The organism is Alicyclobacillus mali NBRC 102425 (assembly GCF_001570745.1).
Classification (GTDB): domain Bacteria; phylum Bacillota; class Bacilli; order Alicyclobacillales; family Alicyclobacillaceae; genus Alicyclobacillus; species Alicyclobacillus mali.
This window is the reverse complement of the sequence record NZ_BCSG01000016.1, coordinates 15,704-38,632: the sequence shown is the minus strand read 5'-3', so window position 1 is coordinate 38,632 and position 22,929 is coordinate 15,704. Positions and strand designations below refer to the sequence as shown.

Genomic DNA, 22,929 nt, shown 5'->3' with positions numbered 1-22,929 from the left:
GGAGTGGGAAGAGGTTGCAGAGGCTCGTCGCGCCCGCGTCGCTGCACGCTTTTGCGCGCGCCTGCTTTGCCGCCGCAGGTGTGGCGAAGCGCGACGCGGATTGGTCCGCCACCGCGCTTGTCGAATCGGATCTCCGAGGGATTTCGAGCCACGGCGTCATGCGCTTGCCGTGGTATTTGCATGGGTTGAAAAGTGGCAAAATCAATGCGAAGCCGCATCTTATGTGGACGCGCACCGGACCTGTCACGGCCGTGCTGGACGGGGACCACGCGCTTGGCTTCGTGAGCGCCAAAGAGGCGGCGGCGTACGCGGTGGAATTGGCCCGCGAGACAGGCTTAGGCGCAGTGGCCGTGCGCCGGGCCAACCATTGTGGCGCGCTGTTCCTGTATGCCGAGTGGGCGACGTTGTACGGAATGATGGGGGTTTGCTGCGCCAATACGCATCCCGCGCTGGCGCCGCCGGGGGGCCGCAAGCCCGTCATTGGCACAAACCCCATCGCATTCGCGGCGCCGACGCCGCTTGATTATCCGCTGTCCATCGACCTGTCGACGAGCGCCATCTCGCGCGGCGCCGTGATCGAACGTGCCCGGCGGGGCGAACCGCTTCCCGAAGGCGTCGCGGTCGACGAAGACGGCGCGCCGACGAGTGATCCTCAGCGCGCGCTGACAGGGGCACTTCTCCCGATAGGCGGCGCCAAGGGCTATGCCCTGGCGCTCATGGTGGAAGTACTGGCCGGAGTCCTCGCCGGCGCACAGGTGGCCAAGGACGTGGGCTTCATGTTCGCCGACGATGGCAAGCCCCGAGGCAACGGTTTCTTTTATCTGGCGCTACATCCGGATTTCTTTGTGGGCCAGGAGGAGTTCCTGCAGCGCATCGCGTCACTCGTCGGGGAGATTCATGATGCGCCGCTTGCGAAAGGCGCGCCGTCCGTTTCTGTACCTGGCGAACGGCGGCATCGGGAGCGAGTTGCGCGCAGCCGCCGGGGCATTCCCATCTCCGACGAGGTGTGGGCCGATCTCGTCGAGTTGTCCGATGGCTACGGGATTCCGCTGCCCGACGTGTGGGAGTGCGACGAGGCGTGAGTGCGGCGGATGGGCCACATTCGGGCGCCACACCACTTCAGCTCGGTTTGGGGCTCGAGGCAGGCACCAGCGTCCCTTGCAGGTCCTGTGCCAAAAGCCATCCCGCCAGCGCGTGGCCCTGTGTGTTCGGATGCCAGTCGTCCGCGCTGTACATCTGAATCGACTGGTGATGAGCGGCGAGGTAGCGCTTCATCTGGTTAAAGAGATCCACGACAATCACGTCCGGCGTTTTGAATTGCTTTGCCACCCGAATTTCGTCGGCCACGAGTTGGCTCTCCGAGGTCTGGTCGTGGCCATACGATGCGCCTGTGGGCGGCGGCGTCACGACGATCACGTCCGCGTGCGCGGCGAGGGCCTGTTGAACTTCAGACTGAACGGCCTGTTCGAATGCGGAGATGGGCGTCTTGTTGGCGATGTCATCCAACATGCCCCACGAGATGACGACCACCTGAGGATGGACCTCGCGAAGAAATTCGGGATACTTGGCCGCCATCTGCGTGGGGCCGTATCCTTCGATGGACTTGTTGATGAACTGAAACGAGATAGGACCCGCTTTCGTCAACGCTTGAAACGCCCGAACGAGATAGCCGCCGCCTGTCTGGTCATCCCATCCGTGCGCGACGGAGCCGCCGACACCCATGGCGACGATCGGCTGCGCGGGCGGGTGAGAAAAGAGCGGATAGGGACTCGTCTGTCGCGCCGCCGACTGCGCGCCCTCGGGTGCTGTGGGCGCGCTGTCGGCCGCGTTTGTCCCGCAGGCGCTGACCGCACAGACCACGGCGCATGTGCCGAGCCACGCCGCGAAGCGATGCCTTCTCATATTCTTGGCCATGCCGCGAACCTCATTTCGTGTGGCGTTGTGTCCTTTATTATACCGTTTTTCGCCACTGGAAATGGTCGCGTTCAATCCTCAGTCCGGAGTGGATTCCGCATTGTCGCCGCAGATGTGAATGGCCTGTCGCAGGGAGAGGGTCAATCCATTCAGGCCGAGCGTTGATTCGCCGCAGGGATGACTGCCAAAGAAAAAAGCGCCCGCGTCAGGCGCTTGTTCTTCAAGCCCGTTACGATGCCGATTCCTGCCTAGCGCGGTCGGCCGACGAGGACGGTTCTGCCTTGAATACGGGTGCCGTTACAGGGAATTTTCCCAGGATGTCCTTCACCAAAAGCTCTGCCGCGAGCGCATGGCCTCTCGCATTGGGATGCCAGCTGTCGTGCATCAGCGGCTGGATGCTCTCGTGGTGAGCCTGAAGATACGCCTTCATCTGGTCAAACACGTTGAAGACGTACACGTTCGGGTTGTGGAAGCTGTCCGCCACCTGGATCTCGCTCTCCATGAGCGCCTGTTGCGCCACCCGGTATGTGGTGTACGACGCCTTGGACACCGGCGTCGTCACGAGCATGACCATGGCGCGATGGTCAAGCGCCTCTTGAATCTGCCACCGCACCTGTTCGTCGTACACGCGAAACGGCGTGTGCTGATACAAGTCATCCAGGCCGCCCCACGCGATGCAGACAATCTGCGGCTGGTACGTTTCCAGCCACTTCACGTACGTATTTCGAATGCTGAGCACGCCCTTGCCCGGCTCGGCCTTGTCGATCACGTCATATGTGATGGGCGTCAGCGTAGAGAGGGCCGAGAACGTCCGGTGCAAGTAGCCTCCACCCTTGGGATCTTTCCAGCCGCGTGCGACAGACGAGCCGATAATGAGCACGCGCACCACGCGTTCCTGCGCAGGCGCGTTTGGCGCGTTGGCCGCTCCGTTCGAGCCGGAGCTTTCTTCGCTTCCCGTTAGATTTCCCGGCCCGTGGAGCGGATTCGGCGCCACACCGGATCCCGCCGAGGCGTGCATGGATGTGGACCCTGCGTCCGCAGATGCGGAGTACCCCGGTTGGACGGATGGTCCAGATGTTCCGCCTTCCGCTGCCCGCGCCGTAAGCGACGCCGGTATCCACAGCGCGCTTGCGACAAGAGCAAATGTCAAGAACGCCATTTGCCAGCGCCGTTTCATCGCCACGACCCCCAGGATGTCTTTTCCTTCATCTTGTCATTTTCATCTCAAATCGCCCTTAAAATCGTAGTTTTTCGTCGATCTCGTCCAGACCCCGATGACTTCACACCCATCTTGCCGCACCATGGTGACATCCGCCTTTGGCAACGATGTCGAAAGCGTGTTAAGGTGGCATTGAGTCTTTGATAAACTTTTGATGTTTTTCAACGAAGCTTCAAGCTCGCTCCCGTAAGCTATGCCGTGTTCAAGTGCAAGTGAGGAGGGGTTCAGGTGAGCCAGGCCCAGGCGAAGAAGCCACATCTCTACGAGGTCGACCTGATGCGGGCCTGCATCATCCTAGGTGTCATCTGCGTACACGTCCTGTCGAGTTTCAACGTCCGCACGCCGGACGGGTCTTGGATGGATGTGTCCTCTGGCATTCTGATGATGACGTTCCACTTCACGCGCGAAGCGTTCATGTTCATCACCGGCCTCGTTCTCTTTTACACCTATTACGATCGCCCATTTACAGCCACGTCCTTTTGGAAGAAGCGGTTTTTGCTTATCGCCATTCCGTACATCGCGTGGACGGCCATTTACATTCTGTTTCAAGGGACGTTTCTCAAGGGATTCGAGTGGACCTGGCCGTATCTCGTCCACACCTTCCTCACGAGTCTGGCCACCGCGAATCAATATTTCCTGTATTTTCTTCTCGTGTCCATGCAGCTATACGTCGTATTTCCGCTCATGGTGCGTTGGCTCAAGCGCTCCGAGCGGCATCATCGGGCGATTGTAGTCGTTGCCTTTTTCCTTGAGATTGGCATTCTAATCTGGAATCAGGCTTCGCTGCAGTTCGTGAACGTGTATCAGCTGCCTGCCTGGCTGCGCATCCTCGTGCGATATCGGGATCGCGACATCTTCACATATGAGTTCTGGTTCATCGCGGGCGCATTGTTCGCCATTTACTACCCGCGCCTCAAAAACTGGGCCATGGCCCATGCGCGCGCGCTGTTGTGGGCGTGGTGCGGCATGTGGTGCGTCCTCATTGGCATCTATTTTCTCAACCGAGATGTGTTCCATCTCACAGGAGGACAGATTGTCGACACGCTGCAGCCTGTCATGGTGCCCTACAGCTTGGCCGTGGCGCTCTTGCTCTGGCGCATTGGACTGGGCTGGCAAGCGCGGCGTGCCAAGGGGCGCATGCCGCGCGCGAGTCGCGTCATCCGCTTCTTTGGCGGCGTGAGCTTCGGCATCTTTCTCATTCATCCCATTGCACTTCGCTTCGTCGAACTGTTGGCAGACCAGATTCACACTTCGCTTGCCGTCCAGTACGCGATGCTGCCCATCTGGATTGCGTTGACGTACATGTCCTCCGGCGTCGCCGCGTACTTCATTGGAAAGATTCGGTTCGTCGGATACATCGTCGGCGAAAAGGCGGGCCTGCCAAAGTCCCCGGCGCGCAAAGCTGCGTCCAGTGCGGCGGGATGAGATGGGCTCCCGTGGACACGCGAATTCCAATCTCGAAATCGAGGTGTTTCTCATGTCCCGTCTGCAAATCGCGTTCGCGCGCGCGCTCGCTGACTCTGCGCGATCCGTCGTCTGGGACGGCCGCTGGTACACGTGCGGCGAGGTCCGCGCACACGTTCAGGAGCTTCGCGAACAGCTCTCCGCCGCTGGCGTGCGCCCGGGGCATCGCGTGATGGTGGCGCTGCCCAATTCGTACGCGTTTGTCGTCAGTTATCTCGCGTGCCTGGAACACGGTGCGGTTTGCGTGCCGGCCAACAGCGACATGCCGGCGGGCGAATTTGAGCGAGCCCTGGCGCGCTACCGGGCGGATCACGGTATCGTGGCGCCTTCGGCTGGTGAACGGTGGGGCGAGGTGCTTCGCGGGCACCTATTTCATTGCGGGCCGTCTGTCGAGATGGACGCCGAGCGAGGCCAGGTGGTTCAAATCTGGCAACGCTCCTCCGGATATGCACTCGAAGCGCGGCAAGGTACCTCTGAACAGCAGCCAGCCGTGCTCATGTTCACCTCCGGCACCACGGGTGAGCCCAAAGGCGTGCTCTTGACGCATGGACACCTGTGGGCTGCCGTGCAAAACGTCATTCAGAGCCATGCGCTGACGGCCGCGGATGTGGCCTACTGCATCCTGCCACTCTTCCACATCAATGGCCAGGTGATTGTCCTCCTGTCGACCATCGTGTCGGGCGGGCGGATCGTCATGCGCGACAAGTTCCATGCCTCCTTGTTCTGGGACGATATTCACTGCCACGGTGTGACATGGGTCTCGTGCGTCCCGACGATTTTGTCCATTGTCGCCAAAAGGCAGGCGCCGAAAGAGGCGCTCGGAACGCTCCGCTTTCTGCGATCCGCCTCCGCGCCGCTCACACCGGCGGTAGCCGCGCGAATTGAAGCGGCGTTTGGGGTTCCGGTCATCGAGGCGTACGGCATGACGGAGGCGGCCGGGCAGATCTGCACCAACCCGCTGCCTCCGGGCACGCGCAAGCCGGGATCGGTCGGGAAGCCAGTGGGGATGTCGCTAGTCATCGTCGACGCGGAGCGCAAGCCGGTCGCGCCGTACGAGCTCGGTGAAATTGCCATCCGAGGGGACAACGTCATCCATCACTATGTGGGCATGGAGCCGGCGCCGGATTACGGCTATGGCCCGGGATGGATTTACACGGGCGATCTCGGCTATATGGATGAGGATGGGTACGTGTACATCACCGGGCGCGCGAAGGAGATGATCAATCGGGCGGGGGAGAAGATTTCCCCGCGGGAGATCGAGGACGTGCTGAACGCGCACGAGGCGGTGGCGAGATCGGCCGTGGTGGGACTTCCGGATCCGCTTTACGGGGAACGGGCCGTGGCGTGGGTGGTACCGGAGGAGCCAGACGGCGTCGATGCGGACGCGCTGCGCGCCGAGCTGGAGTCGTTCTGCGCGGCCCACCTCGCCAAGCCCAAACGGCCGTCGCAGATTGTCATTGCGGGTTCCCTGCCGGTCAATGCCACGGGCAAGGTGCAGAAGCACGTGTTGCGCAACCTGGAGCCGCGTGATAGGCTTGCTTGAACTGGGATGTGCAGCCCAGGGTGCGGAAAGACTGAAGGAGGATGGAATTGAAGAAGGAACGGTGGATTTCCGGAATCGTCGGCGCAGCCGCGGGCGCGCTGATCGTGGGCGGCGTCTGGTTTGGCACGTATGCGGCGCATGGGGGCGGCTCGGTGGTGGCGATGGTGGGCAAGACCGCCATCACGAGGCAGGAGCTCGCGCAGCAATCGGAGGCTTACGCCGGATCGGCGATGCTGGAGGAGCTCATCGCCAATGCCCTCATTGAGCAGACCGCGGCCAAACAGCACATCACGGCGACGAATGCGGAGATCAATCAGCAACTGACGGCCATCGAGATGCAGAACGGCATCACGTCCGACGCGCAGTTGAATTCGCTCCTGGCGCAGAACCACATGACCAAGGCGCAGTTTCTGAGCCAAATTCGCGACAACATTCTCGCGACCAAGCTCGCCGAGGCGCAGGTTCAGGTGACGGACAAGCAGATTGCGTCGTACTACAAGCAGAACCAGTCGATGTTCACAGTACCGGAAACGCGCAAGATCGCCGTCATCGAGGTGAAGACGCAGGCGGATGCGGAGAAGGCCCTTGCGGCAGTCCAGTCCGGGACCCCATTTGCGTCTGTGGCGAAATCCATGTCGACCGACGCGGCCACTCGCGCGAAGGGCGGTCTGCTCGGCACGTTCAGCCTGGATGAGCTGAAGGCCGATCAGCCTTCCATCGCGTCCACGGCGTTCGCGCTCAAGGCCGGCGCGGTGAGCGGGCCGGTCAAGGTGCAGGGCGGATACGAAATCGTGCAGTGCCAGGCCATTACGCCGCAGCACGTGGAGCCGCTGTCGGCCGTTCGGTCGCAGATCATCCAGGCCATCAAGCAGCAGAATGCCGAGAGCGAGACGAAACTCGTGGCACAGCTCGCGAAGTCGGCGGACATTCGAATTCTCGATCCGTCTTATGAGGCGGTGCTCACGGCTATCAAGAATCCGACATCGGCCTGACGCATGGCGCCGCGCTGGGTGGCCTCGCGACGGCCGCCCGCGGCGGGTGTCCAAAGATTGACTTTCATCTTGCGTTCACCTCAAGTTTCGTGTATCGTAACATGTACATCAGGTTTCGCATTGCGATACAAGCGGCAGCGCTGAATTCCTCCTGCGGAGGAAACGGGTGACCCAACTCTCGGGGTGAAACGACTTTGGTCGTGGGGCGCCTTTCCGCCCTAACCCGTCAGCTAACCTCGTAAGCGCACGGAAAGGGGACGATGCCATGTATCGCCGCTTTCTTCGCCTCGCTTTTCCCACCGGTGAGCCTCGTTGGTCTACCTCATCTGCGGATCCCCCTCGTGCGATATCGCGACTTCGTGTGCGTTATTACGCAGGCGCGCAGTCGAGATCGCCATACCTTGAGGGGGGAAACCATGGAACTGCAAGCGACAAGGCCGGCCAATCCGGTCGAAGACGCGAAGTGGAGTCCTTTTCACCTGAAGCTCACCATCTATTCGTCTGGTGGGCCGTTTCTCGACGGGTACATCCTGAGCATCGTCGCCGTGGCGCTCACGCAGTTGACGCCTGAATTGCACCTCGACGCCATGTGGAGTGGCCTGATTGGGGCATCGGCACTCATTGGCATCTTCATCGGCGGACTGCTTGGGTACGTGACGGATCGATTTGGGCGCCAGCTCATGTACACCATTGATTTCGTGCTGCTCATCGTGGCCTCGATTTTGCAGTTCTTTGTACACAGCGCCTGGGAACTCTTCGCCTTGCGCGTCGTGCTCGGCATCGCGGTCGGCGCGGATTATCCCATCGCAACGTCGCTTTTGACCGAGTTCGCGCCGCGCAAACACCGGGGCATGATGCTCGGCGTGACGGTCATCGCGTGGTACGTGGGTTCCACGGTCGCATATCTGGTGGGACAGTGGCTTCTGCCCATTGGGCCGGACGCCTGGCGGTACATGTTGGCGTCGAGCGCGGTGCCTGGCGTGGTGCTCGTGATTTTGAGGCTTGGCACGCCCGAGTCTCCGCGTTGGCTTCTGCAGCAGGGCCGGGCGCGCGAAGCGCTGAAGGTGCTTCGCAACATCTATGGGCCGGGTGCGAGCCTCAAGCACATCGCGGTGCCGGACGAGAAGCGCACGCGCACCAGTTACCTGACACTGTTCAATCGCACGTACTGGAAGCGCACGCTGTACGTCGGCGGCTTCTTCACGGCCGCGGTCGCGCCGCTTTTCGCGATGTTGACGTTTGGCCCGACGCTGCTTGACGACTACCACGTGCTCCGCGGATCGTCCGGGTACGGTTCGGCGATCATCAGCGTGCTGTTCATCGTGGGCTGCGTACCCGCGCTCTGGCTTCTGAATCGCCTCGGGCGCAGGGCGACGATGATTGGCTCGTTCGCTGTCATGACCATCGGCATGTTGCTCCTCGGGCTGTTCCCGAAAGGGCCGCTCTGGGTCATTGGCCTCGGCTTTTTGCTGTACGCGCTGTTTTCCGGCGGGCCGAACATCATGGAATGGCTCGCCCCAAACGAGTTGTTTCCCACCGAGGTGCGCGGTACAGCGGTTGGTGTGACGACCTGCATCAGCCGGTTGGGAGCCGTGGCAGGCACGTACCTTTTGCCATGGGCCTTGGCCCGGTACGGTGTGGGCCCAACCATGTTGGTGGGGGCGCTCGTGACCTTCGGCGGATTCTTGATCTGCCTCTTCCTGGCGCCCGAGACGCGCGGTCTCACGCTGAACGCGGCGAGCGTCGGAGAGGACGCCGAAATAGAAAATGCATCTCCCTTGTCCGAACGTCGCCTGCGCGTCGGACGCTGAGCTCATGGAAGTCCCTTGGTGATAAATGGAGAAGCCCTGGTTCCTCGTCGGGTTCCAGGGCTTCTTCTCATTTCGCGGCACACCTTCAAGTTCTCACAGCCTGACTCTTCACCAGGACGGCCACCAGTTGCCATAGGGCGCCGAGTCCGACGAGCGCGTACACGAACTGCGAGAGCCAGGTTGCGCCGAAGATGGCGCCCACGAGGTTGTAGTTGGCAAATCCAATCAGGCCCCAGTTGATGCCGCCAATGACGACGAGCGCCCAGGCTATCCAGTCCACAGGATTCCAGCGCACGGTCTCACCTCCAAACTGAATCTGCGGCTAGCATGTTCTGACCTGCAGCGCGCTATGCGTGCCGTCTCGCCGCAATTTGCCGTTGCCCACCTCGCTGGAGCACGTATATACTTGTGTCTGAATCTTTATTCAGGTCCTGTACACAGTTCGGGTTGCCACACGTCGTGAAGAGAGAGACGATAGGAGTGGACAGAGTGAAATCAGAGCACCTGTTGGACGTGAGGCCGAGGGTGAACGCCCCTTTTCCGCGAGACGAAGCGGGTCATCTTCTCATTGGCGGGGTGAGCGCCGTCGATCTCGTTGCACAGTTCGGCACGCCGCTCATCGCTTATGACGAGGGGCTGATTCGCGATACCATCCGTGCGTTTCATCGCGTCTTCCAAGAGGAAGGCGTGCCCTATCAGATTTCATACGCCAGCAAGGCGTTCTGCACCGTGGCCATGTGCCAACTCGCGCACGAGGAGGATCTGGGCATCGACGTGGTGTCCGGCGGCGAGTTGTACACCGCGCTCGCGGCGGGCGTGCCGGCGAGCAAGCTCCACATGCATGGCAACAACAAGACCCCGGAGGAACTCCAGTACGCGGTGGCGGGCGGCATCGGGGCCGTGATCGTGGACAACTTTGACGAGATCGACCTCCTGGCCGACATCCTTCAAAAGGCCGGGCGCACGGTGGACGTCCTGGTGCGGGTGGCGCCAGGAGTCGAAGCGCATACGCACGACTACATCTCCACAGGGCAGCAGGATTCCAAGTTCGGCTTCGATCTCGCCAGCCACCAGGTGGCGGAGGCGTTTTCGCGGCTCAAAGAGGTGGAACGCGCACGGGTCATCGGCGTCCATGCGCACATCGGATCCCAGATCTTCGATGTGGAGGGATTTCGCCTGCTCGCGCACCGGATGGCGAGCGTGTACGAAGACGGCCTGCGCAGGTTCGGCCTGCCCTTTTCCGTGCTCAACCTGGGCGGCGGATTTGGCATCCCGTACACCGATGAGGACGCCCCGCCGGTGGCCGATCTCGTCCGCGGCGTGATCCGCGCCGCGAAGGCGGCCTTTGCCGATCGCGGCATGGACGTGCCCGTCTTGTGGATTGAGCCAGGTCGGAGTATCGTCGGGCCCGCGGGCGTGACGCTGTATCGCGTGGGCAGCCGAAAGGTCATCCCAGGTGTGCGGAATTACGTCGCCATCGACGGGGGGATGACGGACAACCCGCGCTTGGCGCTCTATGGTGCGAAGTACCACGCGTGTTACGCGAACCGCGCGGCGGATCGGCCGGATCGCCCGTGGTCGGTGGCGGGGAAGTGCTGCGAGAGTGGCGACATGCTCATCTGGGATCTCCCGCTGCCGGACCCGGAGCCGGGAGACATCCTCGCCGTCCTTGCAACAGGCGCATACACGTATGCGATGGCGAGCCACTACAATCGCATTCCCAAGCCCGCTGTGGTGTTTTGCCGGGATGGCGAGGCGCGCCTCGTGGCACGGCGAGAGACGTGGGCGGACGTGGCGCGCCTCGATGTGCCGCTTCGATGAGGGGCCTGGATGGAGGCCCCTTTTTCGTGGGCGTGCGGCTGTGACGGTCTGCGATTCCGGCTTCTTGGGCGGCAAGTGATATACTGAAAGAGAGCCACCAGGCACGTGCTGTGAAAGGGGTAGTGGCAAGTGGCGACGAAAGCGTTTGACAGTCTACTGGAACTCATCACGGAGACTTCCACGAATTTGCCGCCCGACGTGCGACGGGCCATCAAGCGCGCGCAGCTTCAGGAGGAGTTGGGCAGCCGCGCATCCATCGCCCTGAACACCATCGTCGACAACATCGTCTCCGCAGAGGAGGACGTGCAGCCCATCTGCCAGGACACGGGCATGCCGACCTTCATCGTCCATTGCCCGGTCGGTTTCAACCAAATCGAGTTCGAGAAAGAGATTCGGAAGGCCGTGGCCGAAGCGACACGGCTCGGCAAGTTGCGGCCGAACTCGGTCGATCCGCTGACCGGCAAGAACACCGGCGACAATCTCGGCGAGGGCACGCCCATCGTGCATTTCCATCAGTGGGAGAAAGACGAGGTCGAGGTAAAACTGATTCTCAAGGGCGGGGGCTGCGAGAACAAGAACATCCAGTACGCGCTCCCCACCGAGCTTCCCGGCCTCGGCCGTGCGGGGCGCGATCTCGACGGCGTCCGCAAGTGCATCCTGCACGCGGTTTACCAGGCTCAGGGGCAGGGCTGCAGTGCGGGGTTCATCGGCGTTTGCATCGGCGGCGACCGGACGAGCGGCTACGAGGCGGCGAAGGAGCAGTTGTTCCGGCCGCTGGACGATGTCAATCCGAATCCGCAGCTCGCGGAGCTCGAGCAGTACATCATGGAGAAGGCGAATCAGCTCGACATCGGCACCATGGGATTCGGTGGTCGGGTGACGCTGCTTGGATGCAAGATTGGCGTGCGCAATCGGATTCCCGCGAGCTTCTTTGTGTCCGTGGCCTATAACTGCTGGGCGTTCCGGCGCCTCGGCGTCGTTCTGGATCCGGAGACGGGCGAAATCCAGCGCTGGCTGTACAAGGACGGCGAGGGCCAGCTCGAGCGCCCGCAACAGGCTTTTTCGACAGACAACGCGATTGTCCTCCAGGCGCCCATCAGTGAGGAACAGATTCGCAAGCTGAAGGTGGGCGACGTGGTGCTCATTCGGGGCGAGATCCACACGGGCCGCGACGAGCTCCACAAGTATCTCATGCATCACGACTCGCCGGTGGATCTCCGCGGCGGTATCCTGTATCACTGTGGTCCGGTCATGCTCAAGGACGAGAACGGCGAATGGCACGTGAAGGCCGCGGGTCCGACCACGAGTTCGCGCGAGGAGCCTTACCAGGCCGACATCATCGAGAAGTTCGGGATACGCGCCGTGATGGGCAAAGGAGGTATGGGCGAGAAGACGTTGCAGGGCCTCAAGAAGTCAGGCGCCGTGTACCTGAATGCCATCGGCGGCGCGGCACAGTTCTACGCACGCTGCGTGACGAAGGTGAAAGGCGTGGACTTCATCGAGCAGTTCGGTATCCCTGAGGCCATGTGGCATCTCGAGGTGGACAACTTCCCGGCCATCGTTACGATGGATGCCCATGGAAACAGCCTGCACAAGGAAGTCGCCGAGGAGTCCATGGTCAAGCTTGAGGACCTCAAGGATCCCGTGTTCGTGTAACGAGGTGAAACTTACGTCTTTCGGTCTTTGGAGGCTGTCCCATATCCGTTCGCACGAGCGGTGACGGGGCGGCTTTCTTTTGTGTGTGAGGTGGCGTCGGTTCCCCTTTGTTAACTCCTTCTCTCACTGGGCAGGCCCTAGACGATTTGCGAGAGTGACTGGATCAGTCGGCAGGTATGCTATGCTGACTGCGGTAGCACGGTGCTGAACGCTACGCACAGGGAGGAATCCATGAACGATGTCGATTGCTCGGATCGTCTCGTTTCACGACAGCCGCGTGCGGGGCCTCCCGCACGGTCTTGTGCGGGGGCAAGTTGCCCCCTCCTGCCCGCTCAGTAGGAGGCTTTCCTGACTTCCACTGAAACCCCTGCGCTCCGCATGGTCCATTTTCCCGCGACCAAAAATTTTTTCTTTGGCCAAATGTGCAGGTCACAAATTGCGCTGTTCGGCGTATAATAGGCTCAGAAAGTTTCCTTGGGCTAAAAATCTTACCCGAATACAACTCGTGCCTGGGGTCCAAAGACAGGGAACTGCCCGGCAGAGGGGGGCGATGAGGTGAGTGTGACGACCACGAGCTTGCAGACGTCTGACTCGAAGGCTGTGCGGGCGGCCAGAGCCGCGCTGGATCACCGCCGCAGAGGGCTGCGCGCGTTGCTGCCATTCCTTGGCCCGGCGTTTGTCGCCTGCGTCGCGTACATCGACCCTGGCAATTACGCCACAAACATTCAGAGCGGTTCGCAGTTTGGCTATCGACTGCTGTGGGTGGTGGTGCTCGCGAATCTCATGGCGATGCTCATTCAGCATCTGTCCGCAAAACTAGGCATCGCCACTGGCAAGAGTTTGCCCGAGATGTGCCGAGATCATTTTCCCCAATGGCTGACCTATGTGATGTGGGCATTCTCCGAAGTTGCGGCCATGGCCACCGATATCGCGGAATTCTTGGGTGCAACCGTGGGCTTGAACCTGCTGCTTCACATCCCTATGCTATGGGGCACGCTCGTCACGGGCGTGGTGACGTATCTCATTCTTACCTTGGATCGTTTGGGATTCCGGCCGCTCGAGAAATTCATCACGGCGTTCGTCCTGATCATCGCGCTGTGCTACGTGGTTGAAACGGCCTTTTCCAAGCCGAACTGGGGCGAGGTGGCGTATCACAGCGTGGTGCCGTGGCTCGGCAACCAGGCGGCGGTGCTGCTCGCGGTGGGCGTCATCGGCGCCACGGTCATGCCGCACGTGGTGTACTTGCATTCGAGCTTGACGCAGAACCGAATTCAGCCGCGGGACGAAGAGGATAAGGTCAAAATCGCGCGTTTCAGCGCGAAAGAGGTCGCCATCGCCATGTCACTCGCGGGCCTTGTCAATTTGTCGATGATGTTCATGGCCGCATCGGTGTTTCACAACACGGGTCACACGGGGATTGCGGACATCTCGACCGCTTACAAAACCCTGACGCCGCTCCTTGGCCCGGCGAGCGCAGCGGTGTTTCTCATCTCACTGCTGGCCTCCGGCTTCTCAAGTTCTGCCGTCGGTACGATGGCAGGGCAGGTCATCATGCAGGGGTTCGTCGGCTTCACCATTCCGCTTTGGCTTCGCCGCGTCATCACGATGATCCCGACGGTCATCATCGTGGCGCTTGGCATCAATCCGACGGAGACGCTCGTGCTGAGCCAAGTGGTGCTGAGTATCGTCCTGCCGATGCCCGTCGTGGCGCTCATCTACTTCACGCGCCGTCCGGACATCATGGGCCGTCTGGTGAACCGGCGGCTGACCACCTGGGTGGCGAGCTTCTGTGCGGCCGTGATCGTCGCGCTGAACATGCTTCTGCTCTATCTGTCCTTCGGCGGCAGCTTTTGATGTCGCGCATCGGCCCGGGCTGCCGGGCTTTTTTCATGCCGTCCGGGCCAAGCGCGCGCGGACTTTGTGAACGAGATCGAGGTACGGGGCGAGATCGCCGCGCGTCACGCGCCAGAGCGCCTTGCTGTCGCGCCCGGAAGCCCGCCGATACCAGGTGATGTACAGGGCCAGTTCCAGCACGTAGGAGAGCGTCGAGGCGATGGATGCGCCGTACATGCCAGCGAGTGGAATCAGGCCGAGACACATGAGGCCGTTCGCGGCGATCACGGCCAGGTTGACCCAGGTGAGCGCTGTGGGGCGGCCGAGCGCGTTGGTGAAGTACTGCGCGATGACGTTGGCCGTGGCTTTGAGCACGAGGCCCGGCAGGAGCACGTAGAACGGCCCGAGGCTTCCGCCGTACTTGTGCCAGCTGTACACGAGCACGATGAGTGGCATTCCCAGCGCCAGGGCGCAGGCGGCGAATGTGGATGTCACGAGGGTCTGCCGCGAGGCGCTTTCCGTGATGGCCCCGGCGTCGTCCACGCTCGCCGCCGTCACGCGGTGAAAGACCATCGTCGCGATGGTTTGCGTGAGGGTGTTGAGGATTTCCGCCGCTGCGACTGCCACGCCGTAGATGGAGAGCGTGGTGGCGCTGTGCATCAGCGCGAGCATCCAGAAGTCCGTCCGATAATTGACGTACCCGGTGACGATGGCGAGCGAAGAAGCGGTGCCGTACCGGTAGAGCCCCCTCCATTCTGTCCGGTGGAATCGACACTTGAGTGTCTCTCCGAATCCGAGCTTCTGATACGTGACGGCGAGGGTCAACGCGACGCAAACGGCCCAGGAGATGAGCCAAATGCGAAACGTCCACAGGAGACGGGGCTCGGGAGCCATGTGCCAGTGGGACGCGATGAAGGCGAGGTACAGGGCGAGAAAAGCCACGGCCTGCGCGATGTTCACGCGGTTCAGCCACGAGATCTCCCCGAGCGAGTTGAGAAGCTTTGAGCCGTATCCGAACAGAAACGTGAACGGAATGCCGACCATGGCGTAGGCGATAGACAGGGGCGGGTGCCAGATCCAAATGGCGGCGAGGGCGCACAGCCAGACGGCGATGCTGAACAGATACATCACAAAGTTCCCCATCTGCACAATCTGCGCCTTGTCGTGCGGCCTGCGGGGCAGCGCGTAGGAAAAATAATTGGTGTATCCGCCCGAGAACGACTGACCCAGGGTGGCCACGGTCGTGGAGAGTTGAAACTCGCCGCGGCTCGCCGTCGGCAAGTACCGCGCGGCGATGGCGCTGTTGGCGAAGGTGAGAAACGAGGACAGTCCCCGGTATGCGAAGCTGTACAGCGTGAGCTTTCGTCCCATCACGATGGTTCGTCTCCATTTCCGGCTGAGCCGAGAATCGCGCGCAAATCTGCCACGTACCACTTTACTGGAGTCTGTCCCATCCGTGAAGGGGCGTCGCACAGCCGCTTCGGCGCTGTGGTACGATGGACGCGAAGAGCTCGAGACGAGAGGGTGGCTTTGCATGCGAGCGGTGGACGTGATCGACAAGAAGCGGAGAGGCGAGGTGTTGACCGAGGAGGAGCTTCGGTTTCTGGTCGAGGGATATGTGAAGGGGGACATCCCGGACTACCAGATGAGCGCCTTTCTCATGGCGGTGGTATGGCGAGGCATGACTCGCGAGGAAACGCTCGTGCTCACGCGGCTTTTGGCCGATTCAGGGGATCGGCTGGATCTCTCGGGCATTCCGGGTGTGAAGGTCGACAAGCACAGCACCGGAGGCGTGGGAGACAAGGCGACGCTCGTCGTGCTGCCCCTCGTCGCGTCCATCGGCGTGCCGGTCATCAAGATGTCCGGGCGGGGGCTTGGCCACACGGGAGGGACCATCGACAAGCTGGAGTCCATCCCGGGGTTCCGCACGGATTTGAGCGTGGCAGAGCTCGTGGCGCAGGTGAGGCAGGTGGGCATCGCGCTGGGCGGACAGACAGCGGATCTGGCGCCGGCGGACAAGAAGCTGTATGCGCTTCGGGACGTCACGGGGACCGTGGAGTCGTTGCCCCTCATCGCGAGTTCCGTGATGAGCAAGAAGCTGGCGGGCGGCGCCGACGCCATCGTGCTCGACGTGAAGGTGGGCGATGGCGCATTCATGAAGTCGCGCTCGGACGCGCGCAGGCTCGCGCGGCTGATGGTCGAGATCGGCGAGGCGGCGGGCAGGCGGACGGTCGCCGTCCTCAGCAACATGGATCAGCCGCTCGGGTGCGCCATCGGGAACGCGCTTGAGGTGGCCGAGGCCATCCGCGTTTTGTCCGGCGAGGGGCCGTTCGATCTCGCCGAGATCGCGCTCGCCCTGGCGGAGGAGATGACGGTACTGGCGGGCGTGGCCGCCACGCGCGAGGAGGCGCGGCGCATGTTGCGCCAGTCGGTCGCCGAGGGCCGGGCGCTCGAGACGCTCAGGCGCTGGATTGCGGCGCAGGGGGGCGATCCGGCCGTGGTCGACGATCCGAGCCGCCTCCCGCAGGCCCCGGTCCAAATGCCCTATCTGCCGAAGAAGGCCGGTTTTGTCGCCAAGCTGCCCGCGCTTGCGTTCGGGATTGCGGCGATGCGGCTTGGCGCGGGCCGGGAGACGAAGGATGCGGCCATCGATCCGTCCGTCGGGATCGTGTTGCACGCCAAGGTGGGCGATCGCGTCCAGACCCATCGGCCCATGTTCACCGTGCACGCGCGCACGGAGGAGGACGCCCTCCGCTGCATGCGGGAGCTGGAGGCGGTCGTGGAGATTTCGGACGATCCCGTCGAGGCGCCGCCGCTCATTTTCGCCCGGATCGACCGGAGCGAGGACGAGCCCTACACCCATCTGATGGAAGCCGCTCGCGAAGCGCGCAATCGCGCGTACGTGCCGTACTCCGGCTTCGCCGTGGGCGCGGCGCTTGAGCTTGCGGACGGGCGCATGACGACGGGCGCCAATGTCGAAAATGCGTCGTATGGGCTCACCAACTGCGCGGAGCGGTCCGCGGTGTTTCGCGCCGTCGCCGAAGGTGTGCCGGGGACGAAGCCCGAGATTCGCGCGGTGGCCGTCATCGCAGACAGCCCGGAGCCGGTCTCTCCCTGCGGCGCGTGCCGGCAGGTGTTGGCCGAATTCTGTGCACCCGACACACCGGTCTACCTCGGGAATCTCCGGGGCGATGTGGTGGAGACCACCGTCGGCCAGCTTCTCCCGGGCGCGTTCACGGACGCGCAGATGGCGAACGTCAGGCGGCAAGACAAGGAGGCGTGAAGGTGGCATTACAGGTGATCTGGGCGCGCGACGTGCGCGGCAAGACGAGACAGGAAATTGACCCCGAGTTTCGCTGGAACCTTGAAGACATCTACCCGGATCAAGAGGCGTGGCGCGAGGATGCTCATCGCGTTCGCGCGCTGGCGGAAGCGTTCGTTCAGTTTCGCGGGCGGTTGAACACCTCCGGTGAGACGCTTCTCCAGGCGCTGCAGGCGCACGATGAACTTGGCCAGATCCTCGCGAAGCTCTTCGTCTACGCCAAGATGAAGCTCGACGAGGATGCGACGGAGAGCTGGCGGCAGGCGCTCTTCGCGGAGGCCCAGCGGCTCGCCGCCGAAATCCAGGCGACGACGTCGTTTTTCTACCCGGAACTCGTTCAGCTCGCGCAGGAACAGGTGGAAGGCTGGCTCAAAACAGTCGAGGGGCTCGGCCTGTACCGCTTCTTCTTGGAGGAAACGCTTCGCCAGCGCGATCACGTCCTCACCCCGGCGCAGGAGGAGCTTTTGGCGCAGTTCAGCGAGGTGCTGCACGCCCCGTCCGAGATCTTCGAGATGTACAACAACGCGGACACGGTCTTCCCGGTCATCCGCGACGAGAACGGGGAAGACGTGCAGGTGACGCACGCGCTGTATCACGAGCTGTTGGAGCGGCGCGATCGCGGCGTCCGGGAGCGGGCGTTCCACGCGGTGTACGACACGTACAAAAAGCATCGCAACACCATAGCGGCGCTGTACGCGGCAAGTGTGAAGCGGAATGCAGTCAGTGCGCGCGTGAGGAGGTACCCGTCCGCACTCGACGCGGCGCTCGACGGGGATCGCATCCCGCGCTCGGTGTACGAAAACCTGATTGGCGCCGTGCGGGAGTCCGTGCCGGCGCTCCAGTCGTATCTCGCGCTGCGCAAGCGCGCGCTCGGGCTCGACGAACTGCATATGTGGGATTTGTACGTGCCGCTCGTCGGCGAGATCGACTGGAAGGTCCCCTACGCGGAGGCGCGCGAGACCGTGCTTCGAGCTGTCGAGGTGTTCGGCGAGGCGTACGCGAGCGCCGCGCGCGAGGGGCTTTACGGGCGCTGGGTGGACGTGTACGAGACGCGCGGTAAGCGCTCGGGCGGGTACTCGTGGGGCACGTATGGCACGCATCCGTACATCCTTCTCAACTACACGGATTCCGTGCAGGACATGTTCACGCTGGCGCACGAGCTTGGCCATTCCATGCACAGTTATTTTTCGCGCAAGACGCAGCCGTACATCTACAGCGATTACACCATCTTCGTGGCCGAGGTCGCGTCCACGGTCAACGAGGCGATTTTGTACGATCACCTGCTCGGGCGAGAAGAGGACCCGCTCCGGCGCGCGTACCTGCTCAACCGCCAGGTGGAGACGATTCGAACCACGCTCGTCGCGCAGACGCTCTATGCGGAATTCGAGAAGGGCACGCACGAGCGCATCGAGTCGGGTGGCGCCATCACGGCGGACTGGCTGGACGAGACGTTTTACGAGTTGAATCGAGCCTACTACGCGCCCGCAGTGACGGTGGACGACGACATCGCGCACGGCTGGATGCGCATACCACACTTCTATTCCGCGTTTTACGTGTACAAATACGCGACCGGGATTTCGGCGGCGCTCGCCCTGGTGGAAAAAATCCGGCGCGAGGGCGGCGATGCGGTGGCGCGGTACCTGCAGTTTCTTTCGGGGGGCAGCTCCAACACGTCCATCGAGCTGCTTCGGTTGGCTGGGGTGGACATGACGAGTGAGGCGCCGGTGCACCAGGCGCTTGAGCGATTTAAGCGGTTGACGGCGGAACTGGCCGATCTTCTGGCGGCGCGCTGACTACGCGCGCCGCGCGCATTTCGGGATCTCCACAGTGACCGTGGTCCCTGCGCCGACCTGAGATCGGACGGAGATGGACCCGCCGTGCGACTCGACGATGTGCTTGCAAACGAACAGCCCAAGCCCCGTGCCGGTGGACTTCGTGGTGTAAAACGGCCGAAAGATCCGGTCCATGTGTTCGATCCCGCAGCCGTTGTCCACCACGTGTACCACGACGCGGTCTTCCGTGTCGGCGACGGCGAGGCTCACCGCGGCGTGTGCCTGGCCTCGACACGCCTGAAGCGCATTCTGTACCAGATTAATGAGGACCTGTTTGATCTGTGCGGGACGAACGGCGGCCAGGATGGGGTGATTGGGGACTTGCAGTTCGAGCGCAATATCGAACAGGCTGGCCTCGGGTAGGAGAAACCGATGGACGGATCTCGCAATCTCGGCCATGTCGATCTCGGCCGCCTCCTCGCGGTCCGGTCGGCACAGGCCCATGAAGTCCTCCAGCAGTTCGCGAATGCGGTCCAGCTCGCTGATGGTGAGTTCGAGGTAGGCGCGATCCTTCTCGTCGCAGCGCTCGGCAAAGAGCTGCAGGAATCCGCGCGCCGTGGTGAGCGGATTGCGAATCTCGTGCGCGATGCCGGCGCACAATTGGGCCAATGCGGACACTTTCTCGAATTCCTGCAATTTCTTTCGCACGCGTGCAATGACAGATTGACTTCTCTGTACAATCGTTCGCTCACAGGTTGTCCACGCCTGGGTCGCAGCGTGGGTGAGGTGAAGCGCAAGGCGCCCGAGGTTGCAAGGGTCCTCGTCCGCGGCGCTGCGGACGACTGCGAGATGGCGTGCTCGTCCAACGGCGATGGGCAGTCTGGTCAACGCTGTGAGCCAACGATCCACGCGCACAAGGGCGACGGCCGCTGCCCCGCCTTCCGCCCGAGGCGATCTGCGTATCTCGTGCGCCGCAGCAGCGGAGATTTCGCGCGAAGCGGCATCCAGGCAGGCGGCTACTTCATCCGTCTCCCATTTGCCGTGCGCTGCACTGGTCATGACACAGCCTTCGGTGTCCAGCACGAGGCAGAGAAAGGGGGCGGGGTCGGGATGGGTGACGGCGAGATCGCGCACAAATTCGAAGAAGGACAGCTCGCGCGCGCTCGGGCGCACAAGGAGGTGCGGCGGCCTGAGGCGGGGCGGATGCGTGTCGCCCGAGACCTCATCAGGCCTGCGGAACTCGTTGTCGTTCGAAGCCATGGGTGCGTATGCAGAGCCCAATGTTACAACCACCTTCGACGGCATAGCAAACAAATTTCTACACTTGTAACCATTATGCGACTCGGGCGAGCGGCGCACAAGACGATGTATTCCAGTTCACGCCCTTTCGACAAAGCTTCTAAAAATTCGAGTTAGTAGGGGCCTGGCCGATCTCTGCACCGGGGACTTCAGCCGCCACGCGGCGCCTCCGGCATATGGCCGCGCGCAAAGTGAGCGGTGAGCCGGTGGAGATTGGTGAACACAGCCTCCACGCCGGTGAAGGCTTCGAGTCCTGCTTGCGTCACGCCGCCCGGCACGCAGACGGCGTCCAAAATCTCGTCGAAGGACCAGCCAGCCTCGAGCAGGCGGGCAAACCCGATGGCCGTCTCGCGGACGAGTTTCGCTGCCTCTTCGTGACTCAGTGCTCCCGTGGCGGCCGCGGCGTTCGTCCACGCGAGACATAGTCGCGCCCAAAAGGCGGGTCCGCAACTCGTGAGATCCGACGCGACACGCACTTGCTCGTCAGCGATGGGAAACGGCTGGCCGATGGGACCGAGGAGATCTTCGACTCTCCGCTTGATGCCTCTGTCCGCGTTTTCTGGATAGATGACGAGGATGACGCCCGACTTCACCCACTGCGTGAGGCTCGGCACCATTTTGACCGGGATGGCGGGGGTGAACTGCTGCCAAGAGGCAAGATGGGCCGTCGAAATGGTGGTCAGCAGGAGGGTGGTCGGCGACAGCAGCGGGCCGATGTGGCGGATCACCTGCTCACCGTCCGCCGCGCGCGTGCAGATGATGACCGTGTCACAGGCCTCGGCGATGTCGCAGACATCTCTGGCAACCGCGATGTGAGGGTGACGTTCAGCCACGAGGGCGGCTTTTTCCGGCGTCCGATTGAACACGAGGATGCGCTCGCTCGAGGTGTCTGCGAGCAAGGCGGCGAGCATGCCGCCCATGTGTCCGGTCCCGATGATGCCGATGGTCATGGTGGGCCACCCCCGATGCGATCTCGCTCTTGCCATGTATATGTCTCTCTGCGCCCCTTTAGACGCGCGCGGGAGGGTCTGGTACAATACAAGCGGAACAGCACCCGAGATCAGAAGACGCTTGGAGATGGGAGGATTTTTGTGCCGAAAAAGACCGTGGAAGATGTGGCGTGGCAGGGCAAGCGCGCGCTCGTGCGCGTGGATTTCAACGTGCCGATGGACGACGAGCGCCATATCACGGATGACACGCGAATTCGCGCGGCGTTGCCGACCATCACATATCTGTCGGATCGCGGCGCTCGCGTGATTCTCATGAGCCACCTCGGGCGCCCGAAGGGCGAGCCGAATCCGAAGTATTCTCTTCGCCCGGTGGCGGATCACCTCGCTTCGCTTCTTCCGCAGAAGCGCGTGGCGTTTTGCCCGGAGGCCGTCGGTTCAGAGGCGACGAAGGCGGTGTCGGCGCTTGCGGACGGCGACATTCTGCTCCTGGAGAACGTCCGCTTCTATCCCGGTGAGGAGAAGAACGACCCGGAGTTGGCCCGACAACTGGCCGATCTCGGCGACGTCTTCGTGAACGACGCGTTCGGATCCGCGCATCGCGCGCACGCGTCCACGGCCGGGATCGCGCAGTATCTGCCTTGCGTGGCGGGCTTCCTCATGGAGAAGGAAGTCGGGATCATGGGCAGGGCGCTCGCGAATCCGGAGCGGCCGTTCGTCGCGATCATCGGGGGCGCCAAGGTGTCGGACAAAATCAAGGTGATTGAGAACCTGCTGCCCAAGGTGGACGCGCTCATCATTGGCGGCGGCATGGCAAACACGTTCCTCGCGGTTCAGGGCCACGACATGGCGAAGTCGCTCGTGGAGGAGGACGCCAAGGACACAGCGCGCCATCTGCTCGATCTCGCCAGCCAGTCGAACCGCAAGTTCCTGCTGCCCGTGGACGTGGTGGCGGCCAAGGCGTTTGCGCCGGACGCGGAGCATACGGTGCGGCTCGTGAGCGAGCTCCAGCCGGACGAAATGGCGCTCGACATCGGCCCGGCGAGCGTGGAGATGTTCCGAAACGAGATCCTCGGCGCGAAGACGGTCATCTGGAATGGGCCCATGGGCGTGTTTGAGATGCCCGCGTTCGCGAAGGGGACGTTTGCCATCGCGCAGGCCATGGCGGAGGCGGACGCGATTACCATTGTGGGCGGCGGCGACTCGGTGGCTGCCGTGGAACAGGCGGGCGTGGCTGACAAGATGACCCACGTCTCCACGGGCGGCGGCGCGTCGCTGGAGTTTCTTGAGGGCAGGACGCTGCCCGGTGTGGCCGCGATTGAAGATAAGTGAGGAG

Annotated in this window: 17 protein-coding genes and 1 riboswitch; of the genes, 11 read left to right on the top strand and 6 right to left on the bottom strand. The window is 62.5% G+C overall.

The annotated features are described in order from the left end of the window. Nucleotides 1-14 precede the first annotated feature (14 nt). Nucleotides 15-1,082: an Ldh family oxidoreductase gene (locus AMA01_RS06390; protein WP_067849063.1), complete on the top strand. Its 1,068-nt coding sequence runs from the start codon at nucleotides 15-17 to the stop codon at nucleotides 1,080-1,082. Nucleotides 1,083-1,119: 37 nt separating this feature from the next. Here the strand turns inward: AMA01_RS06390 and AMA01_RS06385 are convergent, their stop codons facing one another. After that, nucleotides 1,120-1,914, bottom strand: coding sequence for an SGNH/GDSL hydrolase family protein (locus tag AMA01_RS06385; RefSeq protein WP_067849060.1), 795 nt, complete (start codon nucleotides 1,912-1,914; stop codon nucleotides 1,120-1,122). A 229-nt stretch (nucleotides 1,915-2,143) separates the two neighbouring features. Next, entirely contained in the window at nucleotides 2,144-3,091 is a 948-nt protein-coding gene (locus tag AMA01_RS06380; RefSeq protein WP_067849057.1) for an SGNH/GDSL hydrolase family protein, read from the bottom strand. Nucleotides 3,092-3,361: 270 nt separating this feature from the next. On the opposite strand from AMA01_RS06380, the gene AMA01_RS06375 reads away from it, so the two are divergent. The 4 genes from AMA01_RS06375 (at nucleotide 3,362) to AMA01_RS06360 (ending at nucleotide 8,943) form a co-directional block, all read left to right on the top strand. Beyond that, a complete protein-coding gene (locus tag AMA01_RS06375) occupies nucleotides 3,362-4,558 on the top strand; it encodes an acyltransferase (protein WP_067849053.1) in 1,197 nt (398 codons plus the stop codon). Between the two features lie 52 nt (nucleotides 4,559-4,610). Beyond that, nucleotides 4,611-6,140, top strand: a complete 1,530-nt coding sequence (locus AMA01_RS06370) for an AMP-binding protein (RefSeq protein ID WP_067849124.1) — start codon at nucleotides 4,611-4,613, stop codon at nucleotides 6,138-6,140. 41 nt (nucleotides 6,141-6,181) lie between these two features. Next, a complete protein-coding gene (locus AMA01_RS06365) occupies nucleotides 6,182-7,132 on the top strand; it encodes a peptidyl-prolyl cis-trans isomerase (protein ID WP_067849048.1) in 951 nt (316 codons plus the stop codon). Nucleotides 7,133-7,260: 128 nt separating this feature from the next. Continuing rightward, a riboswitch (cyclic di-AMP (ydaO/yuaA leader) is annotated at nucleotides 7,261-7,393 on the top strand. Between the two features lie 155 nt (nucleotides 7,394-7,548). Continuing rightward, nucleotides 7,549-8,943, top strand: a complete 1,395-nt coding sequence (locus AMA01_RS06360) for an MFS transporter (RefSeq protein WP_067849043.1) — start codon at nucleotides 7,549-7,551, stop codon at nucleotides 8,941-8,943. An 85-nt stretch (nucleotides 8,944-9,028) separates the two neighbouring features. Here the strand turns inward: AMA01_RS06360 and AMA01_RS06355 are convergent, their stop codons facing one another. After that, the gene (locus AMA01_RS06355; RefSeq protein WP_014463564.1) at nucleotides 9,029-9,238 is read right to left on the bottom strand and encodes a DUF378 domain-containing protein; all 210 of its coding nucleotides are present in this window, start codon (nucleotides 9,236-9,238) and stop codon (nucleotides 9,029-9,031) included. A gap of 194 nt (nucleotides 9,239-9,432) precedes the next feature. Here AMA01_RS06355 and lysA point away from each other — a divergent pair, with 194 nt between their 5' ends. The 3 genes from lysA to AMA01_RS06340 all read left to right on the top strand — a co-directional run bounded on the left by lysA (nucleotide 9,433) and on the right by AMA01_RS06340 (nucleotide 14,274). Further along, entirely contained in the window at nucleotides 9,433-10,764 is a 1,332-nt protein-coding gene (gene lysA / locus AMA01_RS06350) for a diaminopimelate decarboxylase (protein ID WP_082744026.1), read from the top strand. A gap of 129 nt (nucleotides 10,765-10,893) precedes the next feature. Next, nucleotides 10,894-12,420: a fumarate hydratase gene (locus tag AMA01_RS06345; protein WP_067849038.1), complete on the top strand. Its 1,527-nt coding sequence runs from the start codon at nucleotides 10,894-10,896 to the stop codon at nucleotides 12,418-12,420. 555 nt (nucleotides 12,421-12,975) lie between these two features. After that, nucleotides 12,976-14,274, top strand: coding sequence for an Nramp family divalent metal transporter (locus AMA01_RS06340; protein WP_156468420.1), 1,299 nt, complete (start codon nucleotides 12,976-12,978; stop codon nucleotides 14,272-14,274). Between the two features lie 33 nt (nucleotides 14,275-14,307). On the opposite strand, the gene AMA01_RS06335 is transcribed toward AMA01_RS06340, so the two are convergent. Beyond that, nucleotides 14,308-15,624: a lipopolysaccharide biosynthesis protein gene (locus tag AMA01_RS06335; protein ID WP_231862849.1), complete on the bottom strand. Its 1,317-nt coding sequence runs from the start codon at nucleotides 15,622-15,624 to the stop codon at nucleotides 14,308-14,310. 85 nt (nucleotides 15,625-15,709) lie between these two features. Between AMA01_RS06335 and AMA01_RS06330 the strand changes: the two genes are divergently transcribed. Beyond that, nucleotides 15,710-17,536, top strand: coding sequence for a pyrimidine-nucleoside phosphorylase (locus AMA01_RS06330; RefSeq protein WP_231862846.1), 1,827 nt, complete (start codon nucleotides 15,710-15,712; stop codon nucleotides 17,534-17,536). Between the two features lie 2 nt (nucleotides 17,537-17,538). Then, the gene (gene pepF / locus AMA01_RS06325) at nucleotides 17,539-19,368 is read left to right on the top strand and encodes an oligoendopeptidase F (protein ID WP_067849028.1); all 1,830 of its coding nucleotides are present in this window, start codon (nucleotides 17,539-17,541) and stop codon (nucleotides 19,366-19,368) included. Here the strand turns inward: pepF and AMA01_RS06320 are convergent, their stop codons facing one another. Continuing rightward, complete coding sequence (locus AMA01_RS06320; RefSeq protein WP_067849023.1) at nucleotides 19,369-20,628, bottom strand: ATP-binding protein; 1,260 nt, start codon at nucleotides 20,626-20,628, stop codon at nucleotides 19,369-19,371. Between the two features lie 167 nt (nucleotides 20,629-20,795). Further along, nucleotides 20,796-21,596 carry a pyrroline-5-carboxylate reductase dimerization domain-containing protein gene (locus tag AMA01_RS06315; RefSeq protein WP_067849020.1) on the bottom strand — a complete coding sequence of 267 codons (801 nt, stop codon included), beginning with the start codon at nucleotides 21,594-21,596 and terminating at the stop codon, nucleotides 20,796-20,798. A gap of 141 nt (nucleotides 21,597-21,737) precedes the next feature. Between AMA01_RS06315 and AMA01_RS06310 the strand changes: the two genes are divergently transcribed. Beyond that, nucleotides 21,738-22,925 carry a phosphoglycerate kinase gene (locus tag AMA01_RS06310; RefSeq protein WP_067849017.1) on the top strand — a complete coding sequence of 396 codons (1,188 nt, stop codon included), beginning with the start codon at nucleotides 21,738-21,740 and terminating at the stop codon, nucleotides 22,923-22,925. The last annotated feature ends 4 nt before the right edge of the window (nucleotides 22,926-22,929 follow it).